The sequence below is a fragment of the Sinorhizobium mexicanum genome, assembly GCF_013488225.1.
Taxonomy (GTDB): domain Bacteria; phylum Pseudomonadota; class Alphaproteobacteria; order Rhizobiales; family Rhizobiaceae; genus Sinorhizobium; species Sinorhizobium mexicanum.
This window is the reverse complement of sequence record NZ_CP041238.1, coordinates 2,129,651-2,146,164: the sequence shown is the minus strand read 5'-3', so window position 1 is coordinate 2,146,164 and position 16,514 is coordinate 2,129,651. Positions and strand designations below refer to the sequence as shown.

Genomic DNA, 16,514 nt, shown 5'->3' with positions numbered 1-16,514 from the left:
GCGGCGCGACAGAAAAATAAGGTCGATCAACAGGGCGCCGGAGCGTGCATCCGCGGGCGACGGCGCAAAGTTCCTAGCATCAAAATTTGTAGCCGAGCATTACGCCTGCACGCGTCAGGCCGTCATTGGGGCCGTTGCAAAGATCGGCATTCGAGGCATGCTCAAGCGTTGCCGAGAGATTCCAATGATCGTCGAAGCGATAGCCGGCAGCCGCGTACTCGCGAAACAGCAGACGGCAGCCGAGCTTCGGTCCGCTCGTGCCGTCATCGTGCAAGTCACCATCGTGAACGGTGGCACCTACGCCAAGTTCGACAAAAAGCCGTTCAGTGAGATCGGCATCCCAACTGAAACCGCCATAGACCTCATTGACGCCGCTGGAGGAGGTTGCGATCGACGCGCCGGCGTGAATACGCGGCCGCAGGATCTTTTCCGCAATGCCGGCGGCGCTGTCGGCTCCGAGGGGATCAAAGAAGATCGTGAAGGACGGGAAGACGCCGCTCTCGTGATTGTCTCCGTTGCCGATCGAGGTGGTGGCACCGAAGCGCATCTCATCGAAAATGCCTTCTGCCGCTTTCGCCTGGGATGCGCCCGCCGCCAGCCCGGTCGAGAAGAGCAGGGCGACCGCGAAATGGAAAGACTTGCCCTGACCTGCGAACGAGCGTGGATGCGCCATGCAAAAAATCCTTCAACCGAATCAATTTTACGCAGCACAGCAATAGATTGCCGTGGCTTGCGCGAAAGTCACCTCCAAAAATTGACTTCAATCGAAGCTGTCGTAGCCGGTGCGGCCGCTGTCGAGCAGCCGCCGCAGGACCTGAAATCCTCTCTGTACTTCGGACCGCTCGGGCGGTGAAGAAAAGCCGACGCGGATGCGGTGAAAGGCGCGCTCGGCGCGCCCCGCCTTGAACTCGTCCTCGTCGTCGACGAGCACGCCCTCCTGCAGCGCCGCCTGCTTGAAGGTTCCCGATAGCCAGGGATCCGGCAGCTTCAGCCAGAGGAAGGGCACCCTCGGATGGGAATTGAATTCGAGTCCCGAGAAGATTTCGCGCGCCATCGTTTCACGCGCGGTGATTTCCGCGACGGCGCGGTTGCGCAAGGCGGATGCGGCGCCGGACAGAACCAAGCGCGCGCAAAGCTCGGCGAGAATGAAGGGAAGGCCGCCGCTCACCATCTTGTGCGCGATGCGGATGCGCTGGCTGAAGTTCGGCGGGCAGGCGACCCAACCGCCACGCACGCCGGCGGCGACGGACTTCGACAGGCCGCCAACGAGGAATGTTCGCTCCGGTGCCAATTCCGCCAGCAACGGCACCCGATCGCCCGTCATCGAACCATAGACTTCATCCTCGACGAGCCAGACGCCGTACTTTCGCGCGATCTCTGCGACGGCCAGACGCCTGTCCAGCGGCATGACGGCGACCGTCGGGTTCTGGGCGCTCGGCATGAGGAAGACAAGTTTCGGATGCTGCTGGGCGCAGACGCGTTCGAAATCGTCCGGGACGAGGCCGAATTCGTCGCTTTCTACCAGTGCCGTCCTGCGGCCGACCAGGCCTGCGCTGCGGCTGACCTGCGAATAGGTCAATGTTTCGAACGCGATCCGGTCACCAGGAGAGGTGACGGCGGAGATCACCGCAATGACGGCGGCATGGGCGCCGAGCGTCGGCACGATGCGATCGGGTTCCGGTCGGAAATTGCCGCGCGCGAGCCATTGGCACCCCGCCTCGAACCAGTCGTCGGGGAAATTGCGGGCATAACTCGCAATGTCCGCGTGGTGCTCGCGGCTGATGTCACCCAGCAATTTCGCCAGAATGTCACCCTGGCCGACATCGGGCGCCGCCGTGCTGTCGAACCGCAACTTGCCCGGCGGCGCATTGATCGGCCGCGTTCCGGCCAACGAGGTCGTCAGAGGATCGGCCTGTTCGGGTGGGCGGCTTTCCGGGTGATCAAGGACATACGTGCCGCGGCCGACCTCGCCGCTGACGAGTCCCCGTTCGCGGACAATATTGTAGGCCCGGCCGATCGTCCCGATCGTCACGCCTATGTCGAAGGCAAGATTGCGCTGCGGCGGCAGCTTCGTCCCCACAGGCAAGTCCCCGCTGCCGATCGCCTGTTCGATCTGGTCAGCGATCCGGGCGTAGAGGGGGCCTTGACCCTGCTGTATATCGGGCAACCAAGTTGTCATAGTGACAATTGTCTATATTGCATCGAAATCCGTGTCAATTATCTCTAGGCAATAGCTAAATAGATACAATGGCAATGGACAATGTTTACAATGAATACAATCGTTGCGATTCAATCCTTGCGACCGCGGGCGGTGGCGCCCCGCAACGCAAACTTCGCCTGCGAGCATCAGGGCCCGGCACGAAATGTGTTCTCGCGGCTCTGGCGCCGATATTGCGCACTGGCCGCGATGAGGCGCAGTCGCCTGGCGCTTGATGAACTGAGCAAGTACCAACTCGACGATATCGGCGTGACGGAAGAGGAAGCACGGCGCGAGGCAGCCGTACCATTCTGGCGCTCGCGACTCTTGTAGGCGATACTCGGTTCTCGCTCTCCGGCGGCATATGTTGCCAGGGCCGCGGGGATGGTATTGTTCCTCCCCACACGGTCTGCTGCATGTTTCCTTGGGGAATGGGAGAAGAGCGATGGCGAAAGGATACTGGGTGGCCTCCGTCGATGTTACTGACCCAGAGGGGTACAAGGCCTACATTGCCGAGAATGCGAATGCCTTTCGAAAGTACGGTGCACGCTTTCTCGCCCGCGGTGGTCAGCGCGAGACACCCGAGGGAAAGATGCGCTCGCGCATTGTCTTGATCGAGTTCCCCACCTACAGCGCGGCGCTGGAGTGCTATCGTTCGCCCGAATATGCTAAAGCGATGGCGCTGAGGCAGGGCAAGTCGGAGATGGATCTGGCAATCGTCGAAGGTTACGACAGTCCCTGATGCGTATCGCGCAAAGGTGCAGCGGTTTTGGGACAACGACATGCATGAAAACAGGGACCTAATGCGCGTCGCATGAGCCCGTTTAAACGCGACGCGCCTTAGCCTCAGGTCCTTGAAGCGGGAGCCCGACGGCCCACGATCAACTGCAGCCCTCATCGCCGGCCGCCCAACGGCGCACATCCGTCGTTATGCGCGTGCCCACCGACTCGCTGAGGAGCGGACCGAAAGCCTGGAGGCGGGCAGGGTGCCCTTCAGCCTGGATAACCGCGAGCGGACGCGCCTCGGGCGACTTGCGCGGCACGATCAGGATGCGCGGACGGCCCGAGAAGGAGTTGAGCTCCGGTGCGAGGCGATAGGCCTTGAAGGCCGGGTCGCCCGATTTGAACCAGCAACCATTGGCGCCGAGCGCCACGCGCTCCATAGTCGGCAACGCGGCGGAACTCGCCGACGGCGTCGCCGGACGATTCGATTGGCAACCGGCGACAAGCGTGAAGCTCGCGACGGCGCAGGCAAGCACGGTGAGGCGTGCGGAGGAAAATGAAGGCATCGGCGGTCTCGATCGTCGGGCGGTGGCGGGAGGCCGTCTTCTATCAGCGCGATGGTTAAGCAGCGATTACGTCGAGGGCGGAGGCGAAGATCCCGCGTCCGTCCGAGCCGCCATGTGCCGCCTCGATCAGGTTTTCCGGATGCGGCATCATCCCGAGCACGTTGCCCTTCGCATTCATGACGCCGGCAATGTCGTTGATCGATCCGTTCGGATTGGTGCCTTCGGCGTAACGGAACACGACCTGACCGCTGCCCTCGATCGCCTTCAGTGTCTCTGCATCGGCGAAATAGTTGCCGTCATGATGGGCAACAGGGCTGCGGATGACCTGTCCCTTCGAATAGGCGCGCGTGAAATACGTGTCGGCGTTGACCACTTCGAGCTTCACCTCGCGGCAGACGAACTTCAGCGAAGCATTGCGCATCAGGGCGCCGGGCAAGAGGCCCGCTTCAAGCAAGATCTGGAAGCCGTTGCAGACGCCGAGAACCTTGACGCCTTGATCGGCCTTGGCCTTGATCGCCTGCATCACCGGCATGCGCGCGGCGATTGCACCGCAGCGCAGATAGTCGCCATAGGAAAAGCCACCGGGTATGACGATCAGGTCGACATCCGGAATTTCCGTTTCCGTCTGCCAAACGGTCACAGGCTTATGGCCGGAGATCTTGGTGAGCGCCGCGATCATGTCGCGATCGCGGTTGAGACCGGGGAGCTGGACGACGGCAGACTTCATGGGACGTTCATACCTTGCCTTGGCCTCGGCGCCTGAGCAGGTCGAGGCGGTTTCAATGCGCAGTGGACCTACAGCGCCGCGCGTCTCATCGGGCGCGCAAGGGTCGCGGTAGCACTTTGAATTACTGCGTGCCTTTGTCCTTAAATCGAGGTCGATCTAAAGAGGCACGCTGCAGGGCGGGCGACCAGCGGATCACCAGCGAAGGCCATTCCCCCGCCGTCAGGCGAGGGAGATGGTGTAGTTTTCAATGACAGTGTTGGCCAGCAGCTTCTCGCACATGGCCTTGAGGTCGGCTTCCGCCTTGGCCTTGTCTGCCGTTTCGATCTGCAGATCGAAGACCTTGCCCTGACGAACCTGGCCGATGCCGTTGAACCCGAGCGCCCCGAGCGCACCCTCGATTGCCTTGCCCTGAGGATCGAGAACACCGTTTTTGAGCGTCACGGTTACACGTGCTTTGATCACTTCGCTTATCCCCGAAATTACTTGACCAACACCGGGCCAGAACCGCGCGGCGGCTCGTTCTCGTTGATGATGCCGAGGCGGCGCGCCACCTCCTGATAGGCTTCGACGAGACCGCCCATGTCACGGCGGAACCGGTCCTTGTCCATCTTTTCCTTGGTTTCGACGTCCCAAAGGCGGCAGCTATCCGGAGAAATCTCATCGGCGAGGACGATGCGCATCATGTCGCCTTCAAACAGGCGTCCGCACTCGATCTTGAAATCAACGAGCTGGATGCCGACGCCGAGGAAGAGACCGGAGAGGAAATCATTGATGCGGATGGCAAGCGCCATGATGTCATCAAGTTCCTGCGGGCTTGCCCACCCGAAGGCGGTGATGTGCTCTTCGGACACCATCGGGTCGTCGAGCGCGTCGGCCTTGTAGTAGAATTCGATGATCGAGCGCGGCAGCACAGTGCCTTCCTCGATGCCGAGGCGCTTCGCAAGCGAACCGGCGGCGACGTTGCGCACGACGATCTCGAGCGGAATGATTTCCACTTCCTTGATCAACTGCTCGCGCATGTTCAGGCGGCGGATAAAATGCGTCGGAATGCCGATCTTGTTGAGATGCGTGAAGATGTACTCGGAGATCCGGTTATTCAGAACACCCTTACCGTCGATGACGTCATGCTTCTTCTTGTTGAAAGCGGTCGCGTCATCCTTGAAAAACTGGATCAGCGTGCCCGGTTCCGGACCCTCGTAAAGGATCTTGGCCTTGCCCTCGTAGATACGGCGGCGACGATTCATGGAATTTGTCTCTGTGGTTGGTGGCGCTCTTGGGTCGCGCAATTGGAATTTTCTCAGCGGGTCCATATCTGAAAAGAACGCATTTCACAATCGGCGTATCTTCCCATCCCCCGATTTAGATTAGGGTATCATGAAAGTCACCAAAGGCGAAAACTTCGCATTGCACTGTGTTTTGGTTTATAGCGATAACTGTTTCCGGCAAGGAATTCTGAGGGAGAATAGCTTATGACGACGATGCAGGACCGCGAAAAGGGCTTCGAAGCGAAGTTTGCACTGGACGCAGAGCTGAAGTTCAAGGCGGAAGCTCGCCGCAACAGACTGCTCGGTCTTTGGGCCGCAGGTCTCTTGAACAAGGCCGATCCGGAAGCCTACGCGACGGAAATCATTACCATCGACCTCGCGGCGACCGGCCACGAAGACGTGGCGCGCAAGATCAAGGCCGATTTCGACGCTGCCGGCGTCCTAAAGTCGGAAGACGAAATCCGGTTGCGGATGATGGAGTTTCTCGCCCAAGCGATAGAGCAGGTTCAGAACAACTGATCCTGCAGCCCAAGAAAAAGAAACGCGCCGCCCGGCAGCAAAATCGGGCGGCTTTTTTTGTCCCGGCGCCTGACGCTGGAATTGCAGAATGCCGTCACCGTATCCGGCGCGCTTCAGAAAAGATGCGCGACACGTTGAAGCCGCCTTGGGCCATTTTCTCGAAATCCTGCCGGCTCATGGGTTTCGCCAGAGCATAGCCTTGCAGGACGTCGCAGCCGAGATCGGCGAGAAGCGCGGCGTGGGCCCACGTTTCGACCCCTTCGGCTACCACCTTGATATTCAACGAATGGCCGATGTCGATGATGGCACGCACCAGCTTTTGCTGTTTGCTGTTTTCCGTGACCGGCCCTACCAAGGCGCGATCGATCTTCAGGCGCGCCGGGTTGAGTTTGAGGAGTCCGATGATCGACGCGTGACCGGTACCAAAATCATCAATCTCGATGTCGATGCCGAGTTCGTTCAAGGCCGCGATCGTTTCCGCAACTTCGTCCTCGAACTCGTCGAGAAAGATCGACTCAAGCAGCTCGAACGACATGACGCCATGGGGGATGTTCATCTGTCGCAGGTCAGAGACAAGCTGAGGGTCCCGCAGGCGGCGTGAGGAGATATTGACCGAAATCTTGGGGACCGCGAGCCCTTGGCGCTGCCAGCTTTGAAAGTCGGCGTAAGCCATTTCGACCACCGTCCGGTCTATTGCTGCGAGAAGATTGATGTCTTCGGCGACTTTCAGGAATTGCATGGGCACCAGCACGCCGCGGTGCGGATGGTTCCAACGCACCAGGGTTTCGACGCCCGTGACTTCCAGCGTTCGGGCGTCGAACTGCGGCTGGTAATAAGGAACGAACTGCCCTTTTTCGAGCGCCTCGCGGAGCTCGTCGCCGATCCGCTTGGCGGTCAGAATCTGGTTCTGCATCTCGTCGGAAAAGAGTTCGAACCGGTCTCGGCCGAGGCTCTTGGCGCGATAAAGGGCGATGTCGGCGTCCATCAAGAGCTGCCTGGGATCGGTAAGCCTGCCTTCGTCCAGGGCAACGCCGATGCTCGCGCCGAGGCGGCATAATTGATCGGCGTAGGGGACGGGACGGCGAAATGCCTGGATGATGCGCCCGGCAAGCTCTGCGAGTTGCATCGAACCCCGGCCGCTGCGGCATACGATGACGAATTCGTCGCCACCGATGCGAGCGATGAAATCGTCGCTCTCGGCGTGTGACCTCAGTACGGTCGCAGCATGAATAAGCATGGCGTCTCCGGCCTGGTGGCCGAGCGTATCGTTGATCTGCTTAAAGCGATCCAGATCGAGATGAAGAATGGCGTTGACGACGCGCGCCTCCGACAGGATCCGATCAAGATAGCGGCGGTTCGGCAAGTCCGTCAGATGATCGTGCAGCGCGTTGTACTCGATGCTGACGCGCGCCGCCTCAAGTTCACAGTTGCGCGCCTCGGCAACGGATTTTGCCCGCCTCAGCTCCTCCTGCAGGGCGATATCATCCGTCACGTCCCAATTGGCGCCAACGAGCCTCGTTGCGCCGTTGAGATCAGTATGAAACGCGGCATTCGAGCGAATGTGGCGAACGGCTCCATCGGGCCTGATAATGCGGAACGCGTTGGTGAAGGGCGTGCGGCTGGCGATCGCATCGTCGACGCGTCCGATCGCGGCGGCTTTGTCCTCCGGGTGCAAAACGCTCTCCCAACCGGCAGACGAGGGCGCTTGGCCGGCAGGGTCCAGGCCATACATCCTGAACATGGCCTCGTCCCAGTGCGAAACGCCGGTATCGAGATTGTGCTCGAAGACGCCGATCTTCGAAATGTCGAGCGCCAATTGCAGGCGGCGCGAAACCTCCGCGAGCCGGGCCTCCGCTTCCTTGCGTGCGGTTATGTCGGTATCGGTGCCGATGATGCGGCATGGCTTGCCGTCGGGCCCATAAGCGACCGATGCGCCGCGGCTCTCGATCCAGACCCAGCGTCCGTCCGCATGGCGCTCCCGGTATTGGAATGTGTTGAACTGGACTTCGCCGGAGTCTTGCCGCGCGATGCAGGCGAGAACGTGCGCGCGGTCGTCCGGATGGACATTTTCGATCCATTTGTCCAGCGTGCCGTCGACCTCCGCGTCATCCGCCAACCCTCGCAGACGCCGCCAGGTCGACGAATAGAACAGATTGCCGGTTTCGAAGTCGTGATCCCAGACGCCTTCCAAGGCGCTTTCAAGGGCATATTTCCAACGTGTCTCGTCCTTGCGCAGGCTTGCGATTTCGGAAACGAGGCTGTCGGCCGGAAGCATTGTCAGTATCGTCGTCGCGTCGGTTCCCGGTGCCGGCAGACGGGTGAGGCAAACGAGCATGGAAAGCGTGCCTGATTTACCGAGGAAGCGGATGACCGCAGGCTGCGCCCCCTCCAACGCAACGATTACTGGAAGATCTCCACCGTGAACGAATGCGGCGATCGGTGCGCCGATGACTTCTTCAGCCGTCCGCCCGAGCAGCCGGAGGGCGGGCGCGTTGGCCGCGCGTATGGCATCGCCTGCGCCGACAAGGATCATACCCGCCGGGACTTGATCTATCGCGTCCGGCACCAGGCTGTCTTGTGTCGTCGGCCTATTGCCGGTGTCGATCGGTTCGTGCGGCTCGGTCACTTATCCCGGATCCTGAGGGTTGCAAGCCGATGATGATCTGCAGCAATGAAATTCGGATTAATGGCGCGCGCTCGCCGCTCCACGCTCTACGGCCGCAGCCGGCTGAGGAACTGGGCAAAGACCATCGTACCCTCGGGCCAAGGGCCGTGACCCGATTCCGCGTTGATGTGCCCGGCTTCGCCGGCATCGACCAAGAACGCACCCCAGGCGTTGGCGATGTCTCCGGCGTGCTCGTAGGACCCGAAGGGATCGTTGCGGCTTGCCACCATCAGCGACGGGAAGGGCAGAGGGTCGCGCGGGTAGGGGCCGAAGGTCATCAGATGCTTCGGGCGGATCTTGGGATTGGCGACGTCCGGCGGCGCGACCAGGAAGGCGCCTGCGATCTTCTTCGCGCAATGGGGCAGGGCATGGATCGCTGTGGCGACACCCAGGGAATGCGCGACGATCACGACCGGCCTTGGCGCGGCATTGACTGCCTCGACCATCCGCGCCACCCAATCCTCGCGCACGGGCTTCGACCATTCGGCCTGCTCGACACGGCGCGCCGTCGAGAGCTTTCGCTCCCAGCGGGTTTGCCAATGCTCCGGGCCGGAATTGGTGTAGCCCGGCACGATCAGGATGTCAGCTTCTGAAATCTTCATGATTGCGGCGATTTGGAGGTGAAAAGCGCCGAAGTCAAGGCACAGGCGACAGAGGCCGCATTTTCTGTATAATCGAAATGCCGGTCGCGGTTGACAGCGGCTAGTTTCACCGTTGTCGCGAGTCCGTGGCCGCTCTGGTTCGTTGAGGAGTGTGAGCCATGACAACCTTCCATGTCCTGTCGGGGGCGAATGCGAGAGTCTCGCATCCCGGAATACGAAAGATTGGCATTGCGGATGTGTTTGACGCGTTGCGTCTCGGACTGAATGATTTTCGCGAGAAGCCGTCGCATTATGTTTTCTTGTGCTTGATATACCCTATTGCCGGTGCGGTGCTGATAACCTGGAGCGCGGGCGCAAACATGCTGCCGTTGCTCTATCCGCTTGCTTCCGGCTTCGCCCTCATCGGTCCTGTCGCGGCAATCGGCCTCTACGAGATCAGCCGCCGCCGTGAATTGGGCATGGATGCGTCATGGCCGCACGCCTTGCGACTGCACCGCTCGCCGGCGCTGCCCTCGATTTTAGCGGTCGCCGCCATGTTGTTCGTTATCTTCATTGCCTGGCTTCTGGTTGCACAGGCGCTTTATGTGAGGATTTTCGGAACGGTGCCACCGATGTCGATTGCAGCCTTCTGGAACGGCATTATCGGCACGCAAGAGGGTTGGAATCTCATCGTTGTCGGCAATGCCGTCGGGTTTGTCTTCGCCGTGATCGTGCTCTCGATCAGCGTGGTTTCATTCCCCTTGCTGCTTGATCGCGATATCGGCGCCGTCGCGGCCGTCGAGACCTCTATCCGCGCGACGCTTACCAATCCGGTGCCGGTCGCCTGCTGGGGCCTCATCATCGCGGCTGGACTGGTGATCGGCTCGATTCCGGTCTTCGTCGGCCTTGCCGTCATCATGCCGATCTTTGGCCACGCCACATGGCATCTCTATCGGAAGATGGTGGAACCGGATCCTGCCGGCCGCAAGGCCTGAACGGCGGGTCCTCCAAAGACATCGCGGCGATCTTGAATGACCCAAGATCGCCGCGATTGTTTTTATGAGAATTTTCCGGCTCGCCGCACGACTGCGGCCACTGTCACGGGCGGAAAAATTTATAGTAAGACGAAATTTGCGCCGCGGTGTTCGACGAGAGCTTGAGTTTGATGCCGATCTTGTCGCCGCGATACCAGCGCACAATCCCTGTCAGATAGCCGAGCTCTTCACTCTGAATCGTGACTTCCTGTCCCGTCTGGGCGCCGATGTCGAACAGGAGTTGGAAACAGATACCCTCGTCAGAGAGGTCTCTAACAACCCCGTTGCTCGACCCGAACTTGCATGTAACTTTGCCTGTTATTTTCGTCTGCGTGCGCTGTGATGCGCGTTGAACACTGTCCCTGTACGTCATGGCTTCCCCGAAACCTGATTTGACAGATCTGGAAGCTCTCACACCACTTATGAATAACTTGCTAATAAGCTCGCCCGCACTCGAACAAATTGCATCGAATGCGAGCGCTTACAACACGCGACAACGTCACCGTGTCTTGTAACGGGACAAGATGCCCCGTTCGCATCAGCCAAAGACACGCTTGAAGATCGTGTCGACGTGCTTGGTGTGGTAACCGAGATCGAATTTCTCGCGGATTTCCTCTTCCGAGAGTGCGGCCCGAACTTCAGTGTCGGCCAGCAACTCCTCAAGGAAATCCTTGCCCTGTTCCCAGACCTTCATGGCGTTGCGTTGAACGAGCCGGTAGGCATCCTCGCGCGAAACGCCGGCCTGGGTGAGCGCGAGCAGCACGCGCTGCGAGTGAACAAGACCGCGGAACTTGTTCAAGTTCTTCATCATGTTCTCGGGATAGACGAGCAACTTGTCGATCACACCGGTCAGCCGGGCCAGTGCGAAATCGAGCGTCACCGTCGCGTCCGGTCCGATCATGCGCTCGACCGAGGAGTGCGAAATATCGCGCTCATGCCAGAGCGCCACATTTTCCATGGCCGGCACGACGAAGGCGCGGACCATGCGGGCAAGTCCGGTCAGGTTCTCCGTCAGCACCGGATTGCGCTTGTGCGGCATGGCTGAGGAGCCCTTCTGGCCCGGGGAGAAATATTCCTCGGCTTCAAGCACCTCCGTGCGCTGCAGATGGCGGATTTCCGTCGCCAGACGCTCGATCGAGGAGGCAATGACGCCGAGCGTCGCGAAATACATGGCATGGCGGTCGCGCGGGATAACCTGCGTCGAGACCGGTTCCGGCTTCAGGCCGAGAGCCTTTGCGACATGCTCCTCGACCCGCGGGTCGATGTTGGCAAAGGTGCCGACAGCACCGGAAATGGCACCGGTCGCAACTTCCTCGCGTGCAGCGATGAGGCGCTGCTTGCAGCGATCGAATTCCGCGTAGGCAAGCGCCAGCTTGATGCCGAAGGTGGTGGGCTCGGCGTGGATACCGTGCGACCGGCCGATGGTGACAGTGTCCTTGTGCTCGAAGGCACGGCGTTTCAGGGCGTCGAGCAGCTTGTCGAGGTCAGCGAGCAAGAGGTCCGTCGCACGAACCAGCTGCACGTTGAAGCAGGTATCGAGAACGTCCGACGAGGTCATGCCCTGATGGACGAAACGACTGTCCGGCCCGACGAATTCCGCCAGATGGGTGAGGAAAGCGATGACGTCGTGCTTGGTGACGGCCTCGATTTCATCGATCCGGGCAACGTCGAACGTTGCCGCGCCGCCCTTTTCCCAGATCGTCTTCGCCGCGTCCTTGGGAATGACACCGATTTCGGCGAGGGCATCGCAGGCATGCGCCTCGATCTCGAACCAGATGCGGAATTTCGTTTCCGGCGACCAAATGGCCACCATTTCCGGCCGGGAGTAACGGGGGATCATGGGCTTAAGCTTTCGTCGTCAGTGAAGGATGGCTGTGCGTCTATCAAAGATGGCGCTTAAGCTCAACGCCGTTGGCGCATGTCCGATTGCGCCAGCCAAAGACTCGCGGCGACAACGGCGACGAGGCCGAACGGCAGATAGAGCCGAACGCCCAGAACCAGAAACTGATACAGGGCGGCGAGAAACGTGAACAGGAACTGGAAGAGCCATGTGCGCGTGCCCGTGGCCGCATGCCACTGCGCATAGAATATCCGGTAGTCGAAGGTGAAGAGACATGCCGTCGTAGCGACCGTACCTGCGATGAGGCACAGGAGAAAGGCCGAGAAGCGGGTCTCGACCTCTCGTTCTTGTGCTGCAAAACGCGCCGCAAACAGCGAAAGCGGCCAGGCAAACAGGCCGCCGAGTGCGTAGAGCAGCAGGACGTCCCTGAGGTGGAGGGCCGCCCCGTTTCCACGCAACCAAAGCGCCAGGCAGGCGGAAATTGCCATTGCCAAGGCCCAGCCGGGGGCACCGATCAGCACTTCATGCGGTTTGGGGAGCGAGCGCACAAATCTCGATCGTTTCGATGGTGCGACATCCGAAAAGAGCGCGGGCGATTTGGCAGCCTGCTCGTCACTCGTCATTTGGGAAGCCGGACGGGCAGCGCAATCCAGCGGCCATCGGTCGAGCCCTCGAAACCGAGCGATTGGACCAAGATCATCACCACGTGGACCTCGGAACCATCATCATTGATGCGGGTCACGACGCCACCGATGCGATAACCCGTCGGGCAGCGACGGCTCTCGGGGATGCGTGTGTCCTCCTGCAACACGTCCGTTGCAGGTTTCCCCGCCTTCTCCGTCATCACCAGCCGGAAGCCCTTGACCTCCTGCAAGAAGCTGCTGCACACACCCTGTGGCTCGAAGCTCTTCTCCTCAAGCTTCAGCGCGTAGCTCCTACGGAACGGCTCATTGGCCGGAAACGCATCATAGCTTAGCGTGTGGGGCGCGCTGCTTCGTTCGGTTATAGGGTTATATGCCGCCAGTATGCCGGGTGTTTCTTGCAGACGGTAAGCATCGATCAGTGGTGCGGCACGGCGGTGCGCCTCGCGGCGCGCTTCGTGCAGTGACGCTCCATCTTTCTCGATGATGGCGCGGACAGGTGCGCCCGGGAGGAAGGCGTCCTTGCGTGTATCGAGGACGTAGACGGTCGAATAGGGATAGCCTGAACCGTCCTGGACGCCATATTCCTCGAAGGCGAACACATTGCCATCAGACGAAAATCCGATCGGCTGCAAGGCGGCAAAGTCTCCGGCACGCACTTCGGCAGTCGCAATCGTCGCCGCTGCCAGAAGCGTTGTGATGACTACCGCCCGCTTGCTCATCCGCGCGCCTTCTCCGCCGATTTGCGGATCGCCTTGATCGCGCTGCGATAGGTCTCGACGGAATCGCCCTTGAAGACGGCCGAGCCCGCTACCAGCACGTTGGCACCAGCCTTGACAGGCAGCGCGGCCGTCTCAGGCGTGATGCCGCCATCGACCTCGATCTCGATCGGCCGATCGCCGATCATCGCCTTGATGCGCCGGATCTTCTCTTCGGTTGCGTGAATGAATTTCTGTCCGCCGAAACCTGGATTGACCGTCATCACCAGGATCAGATCGACCGTGTCCAGCACATATTCGATAGCGCTTTCCGGAGTGGCTGGGTTGAGCGAGACGCCGGCTTTCTTGCCGAGCGATTTCACGGTTTGCAGCGACCGATGCAAGTGGGGACCGGCCTCGGCGTGCACCGTGAGGATGTCGCAGCCAGCCTTGGCGAAGGCTTCAAGATAGGGATCGGCGGGCGAGATCATCAGATGGCAGTCGAAGGTCGCGTCCGTATGCGGACGCAGCGACTTGATGACGTCTGGGCCGAAGGTGATGTTCGGCACGAAATGACCATCCATAACGTCGAGATGGATCCAGTCAGCGCCGGCTTCGACGACATCGCGAACCTCCTGGCCGAGCTTGGAGAAGTTGGACGCGAGGATCGACGGGGCGATACGGATAGGGTGGGTCATGACGGGCTCCGATGTTTCCCGCGCCATAGCATTCCCCCGACGCGCAAACAACATCGGAGGCAAGCCCCGGGGCTCAGCGCCTTATCGATTCTAATAAGTTGAGACGCGGGACGCGGGCCGTAAACCGCGCACACTGTTCCTCATCCCGCTCTATTGCGACCAGGACGGCTTCGTATCGTTGTCGGCCGCAACCGCATCGTAAACGCCGCGTGCGATCGCGCGCGCCATTGTCGAGGCGGCGGCAGCGCCGAGATCGATGAAATCTTCAAGCAGCGGCGCCTTGCCGCTCGCTCCAGTCGCCAAGGCGAAGACAAGGTCGCCGTCGAGCGGCGTATGCGATGGCCAGAGCGCGCGAGAAAAGCCGTCATGGGCGGCGATCGCCAGTCGTTTTGCCTCGGCCTTGCCGAGCACCGCATCGGTGGCGATGACGGCGATCGTCGTATTCGCAGCGGCCGATTGTTTCTCGCGGAACTTGAGGCGTGGCAGCGCCGCATCCTGCGGCATTGGGGCAGGATAGCCGAGCCCGCCGAACTCGCCGTCGAACTCGAAGGGCGCGGCCCAGAAATGGCGGGTGTTGCCGATCGTCGCCGAGCCTAGCGCGTTGACGGCGACAAGTGCGCCGACCGTGATGCCATTGGCCAGCACGGTCGATGCCGACCCGAGGCCCCCCTTGAAGGTGGCGGTCAGCGCACCCGTGCCGGCACCGACAGTCCCAGTCAGAAATGTGGCACCGGCAGCCCGTACGGCATCGTAACCAAGGTCGCGATAGGGCGAAAAGCGTCCCCAACCCTTGTCGCCACCATTGACGAGATCAAAGAGAATTGCCGCCGGAACGATCGGAATGCGGTGGGGACCGACCTCGAAACCGCGTCCCATCTCCCGCAGGGCGGCCTGCACCCCTGAGGCGGCATCCAGACCGAAGGCCGAACCGCCGGAGAGCACGACCGCATCCACACTCTGAACGGTGTTTTCCGGCGCGAGCAGGTCGGTCTCCCGTGTGCCCGGCGCGCCGCCGAGAACCTGAACCGCTGCCGTTGCCGGCCGTTCGCAAAGCACGACTGTGACACCGGATTTCAACCGGTGATCTTCTGCGTTGCCGACCAACAGGCCAGCGACATCAGTAATCAGATTGTTCGGCCCCTTGCGCATCACTCCGCACCGCCTGCGCCCGTGGCGGCGACGAAACGGCCATCGTGCCATTCCATCAGCCGATAGGGCGTGTCGGTCCTCTCGTGGCTGGCGTTGAACTTTACCGGCCCCAGGATCGTTGCAAAGGGCCCTTTCAGCAAGGCTTCGGAAAGCGCGCTGCCGTCCTTGGCAGCCTGATCCTTCGCCTGTTCGAGCAGCGACATCGCGGCAAAGGCCGGCAGGACATAACCCTCGGGTTCGATTCCGCTTGCGCGCATTGCCTTGGCGATGGCTTCTGCTTCGCTCGACCGAGACGCCTCCGGAACCGTCACGGCAAGCACTCCCTCTTCGAGTGGTACGTCAAGGTCGGCCGCATTCAGTACGTCGCCGCCGAGCAGTGTTATCGGAACATTTTCAGCCCTTGCATCCCGCGCGATCACGGCGGTGTCGTAGCGGTCGCCTCCGGTAAAGACGTGGGTGGCGCCGCTCTTCGCCAGTCGACGGACGAGGCCAACCTGCTGCTCCTGCGCCGGACGGTAAGTGTCGGTGAACACGGGTGTCACCCCGATCTCCGCAAGCGCGTTCCGAACGCTTTCGACGAGCTCTCGGCTATGGATCGTGCCGTCGTCGATGAGCGCGAGCGGTTTGCCCTTCCAGTTCGCCACGATGACGTCGGTGACCGCCGCAGTTTCGGCCTTTCCACTCGGCGCCAGCCGGAAAAACGGCCACTCCTTCTTTAACGCGTCCTCCATCAGAATGTCGGAGCGGACGCTAAGCGTGATGGCGGGAATGCGAGCCTCGGCTAGGGCAGGCAGGGCAGCTTCGAGGCTCTCCGTGCACAGAAAGCCGATCGCAGCTTCCGCGCCGCTCGCCAGCAGCGCCTTCGTCAGCGCCTCGCCGCCGGCAGGATCGCAGCTTTCGGCGATCGGGATAACCTGACTTCCACGATCCTCTGCCTGAAAAGCGGCGCCGTCCACCATCTGCTTTCCAAGCGCGGCGAAGGGCCCTTCGGCGGGAGCGACGACGGCAACTTTCAAACCCGCCGCAAGGGCAGGGGAGGCCGATATCAATCCGGCAACGACGATGCTCTTAACAATCAATCTAAACATGCATTTTTCCCGCAACGACGCCATGTTTTAAGGATGTGTCTCTCTCCGTCAAAGGAAAAGATCGCACAATAAGAGCTCGCCATTCCGATCACGCCATGACTATGCCGCTGCTCCGCAAGAATC

19 protein-coding genes are annotated in these 16,514 nt (G+C 60.9%); 4 read left to right on the top strand and 15 right to left on the bottom strand.

The window, feature by feature from the left end:
* Positions 1-79 precede the first annotated feature (79 nt).
* Positions 80-673, bottom strand: coding sequence for an acyloxyacyl hydrolase (locus tag FKV68_RS10140; protein ID WP_180941349.1), 594 nt, complete (start codon positions 671-673; stop codon positions 80-82).
* An 87-nt stretch (positions 674-760) separates the two neighbouring features.
* Complete coding sequence (locus tag FKV68_RS10135; protein WP_180941348.1) at positions 761-2,179, bottom strand: aminotransferase-like domain-containing protein; 1,419 nt, start codon at positions 2,177-2,179, stop codon at positions 761-763.
* A gap of 90 nt (positions 2,180-2,269) precedes the next feature.
* Here FKV68_RS10135 and FKV68_RS10130 point away from each other — a divergent pair, with 90 nt between their 5' ends.
* Positions 2,270-2,530 carry a DUF1127 domain-containing protein gene (locus FKV68_RS10130; RefSeq protein ID WP_180941347.1) on the top strand — a complete coding sequence of 87 codons (261 nt, stop codon included), beginning with the start codon at positions 2,270-2,272 and terminating at the stop codon, positions 2,528-2,530.
* A gap of 112 nt (positions 2,531-2,642) precedes the next feature.
* Positions 2,643-2,939, top strand: coding sequence for a DUF1330 domain-containing protein (locus tag FKV68_RS10125; protein ID WP_180941346.1), 297 nt, complete (start codon positions 2,643-2,645; stop codon positions 2,937-2,939).
* Between the two features lie 139 nt (positions 2,940-3,078).
* On the opposite strand, the gene FKV68_RS10120 is transcribed toward FKV68_RS10125, so the two are convergent.
* The 4 genes from FKV68_RS10120 to purC all read right to left on the bottom strand — a co-directional run bounded on the left by FKV68_RS10120 (position 3,079) and on the right by purC (position 5,457).
* Positions 3,079-3,486, bottom strand: a complete 408-nt coding sequence (locus tag FKV68_RS10120) for a hypothetical protein (protein ID WP_180941345.1) — start codon at positions 3,484-3,486, stop codon at positions 3,079-3,081.
* Positions 3,487-3,541: 55 nt separating this feature from the next.
* Entirely contained in the window at positions 3,542-4,213 is a 672-nt protein-coding gene (gene purQ, locus FKV68_RS10115) for a phosphoribosylformylglycinamidine synthase subunit PurQ (protein WP_180941344.1), read from the bottom strand.
* Positions 4,214-4,432: 219 nt separating this feature from the next.
* Entirely contained in the window at positions 4,433-4,675 is a 243-nt protein-coding gene (gene purS, locus FKV68_RS10110; RefSeq protein ID WP_180941343.1) for a phosphoribosylformylglycinamidine synthase subunit PurS, read from the bottom strand.
* Positions 4,676-4,692: 17 nt separating this feature from the next.
* Positions 4,693-5,457 carry a phosphoribosylaminoimidazolesuccinocarboxamide synthase gene (purC, locus tag FKV68_RS10105; RefSeq protein ID WP_180941342.1) on the bottom strand — a complete coding sequence of 255 codons (765 nt, stop codon included), beginning with the start codon at positions 5,455-5,457 and terminating at the stop codon, positions 4,693-4,695.
* Between the two features lie 225 nt (positions 5,458-5,682).
* On the opposite strand from purC, the gene FKV68_RS10100 reads away from it, so the two are divergent.
* Positions 5,683-5,997: a DUF1476 domain-containing protein gene (locus tag FKV68_RS10100; RefSeq protein WP_180941341.1), complete on the top strand. Its 315-nt coding sequence runs from the start codon at positions 5,683-5,685 to the stop codon at positions 5,995-5,997.
* 94 nt (positions 5,998-6,091) lie between these two features.
* On the opposite strand, the gene FKV68_RS10095 is transcribed toward FKV68_RS10100, so the two are convergent.
* Together FKV68_RS10095 and FKV68_RS10090 are read right to left on the bottom strand one after the other, a co-directional pair.
* On the bottom strand, positions 6,092-8,623 hold the full coding sequence (locus FKV68_RS10095) for a sensor domain-containing protein (RefSeq protein WP_180941340.1): 2,532 nt from the start codon (positions 8,621-8,623) through the stop codon (positions 6,092-6,094).
* Between the two features lie 86 nt (positions 8,624-8,709).
* Positions 8,710-9,264: an RBBP9/YdeN family alpha/beta hydrolase gene (locus tag FKV68_RS10090; RefSeq protein WP_180941339.1), complete on the bottom strand. Its 555-nt coding sequence runs from the start codon at positions 9,262-9,264 to the stop codon at positions 8,710-8,712.
* 158 nt (positions 9,265-9,422) lie between these two features.
* Between FKV68_RS10090 and FKV68_RS10085 the strand changes: the two genes are divergently transcribed.
* A complete protein-coding gene (locus FKV68_RS10085; RefSeq protein ID WP_180941338.1) occupies positions 9,423-10,238 on the top strand; it encodes a DUF2189 domain-containing protein in 816 nt (271 codons plus the stop codon).
* 103 nt (positions 10,239-10,341) lie between these two features.
* Here the strand turns inward: FKV68_RS10085 and FKV68_RS10080 are convergent, their stop codons facing one another.
* From FKV68_RS10080 to FKV68_RS10050, 7 genes are all read right to left on the bottom strand, one after another.
* A complete protein-coding gene (locus FKV68_RS10080) occupies positions 10,342-10,650 on the bottom strand; it encodes a PilZ domain-containing protein (protein WP_180941337.1) in 309 nt (102 codons plus the stop codon).
* 165 nt (positions 10,651-10,815) lie between these two features.
* Positions 10,816-12,117, bottom strand: a complete 1,302-nt coding sequence (purB, locus tag FKV68_RS10075; RefSeq protein WP_180941336.1) for an adenylosuccinate lyase — start codon at positions 12,115-12,117, stop codon at positions 10,816-10,818.
* A gap of 62 nt (positions 12,118-12,179) precedes the next feature.
* Positions 12,180-12,740, bottom strand: a complete 561-nt coding sequence (locus FKV68_RS10070) for a hypothetical protein (protein ID WP_245181182.1) — start codon at positions 12,738-12,740, stop codon at positions 12,180-12,182.
* Positions 12,737-13,480 (bottom strand): DUF2259 domain-containing protein, encoded by a 744-nt coding sequence (locus tag FKV68_RS10065; protein WP_180941335.1) that lies wholly within the window; start codon positions 13,478-13,480, stop codon positions 12,737-12,739. The genes FKV68_RS10070 and FKV68_RS10065 overlap by 4 nt, the downstream gene beginning before the upstream one ends.
* On the bottom strand, positions 13,477-14,154 hold the full coding sequence (gene rpe, locus FKV68_RS10060; protein ID WP_180941334.1) for a ribulose-phosphate 3-epimerase: 678 nt from the start codon (positions 14,152-14,154) through the stop codon (positions 13,477-13,479). The genes FKV68_RS10065 and rpe overlap by 4 nt, the downstream gene beginning before the upstream one ends.
* A 150-nt stretch (positions 14,155-14,304) precedes the next feature.
* Positions 14,305-15,306: a P1 family peptidase gene (locus tag FKV68_RS10055; protein WP_180941333.1), complete on the bottom strand. Its 1,002-nt coding sequence runs from the start codon at positions 15,304-15,306 to the stop codon at positions 14,305-14,307.
* Positions 15,303-16,391 (bottom strand): branched-chain amino acid ABC transporter substrate-binding protein, encoded by a 1,089-nt coding sequence (locus FKV68_RS10050; protein WP_180941332.1) that lies wholly within the window; start codon positions 16,389-16,391, stop codon positions 15,303-15,305. The genes FKV68_RS10055 and FKV68_RS10050 overlap by 4 nt, the downstream gene beginning before the upstream one ends.
* Positions 16,392-16,514: the final 123 nt, after the last annotated feature.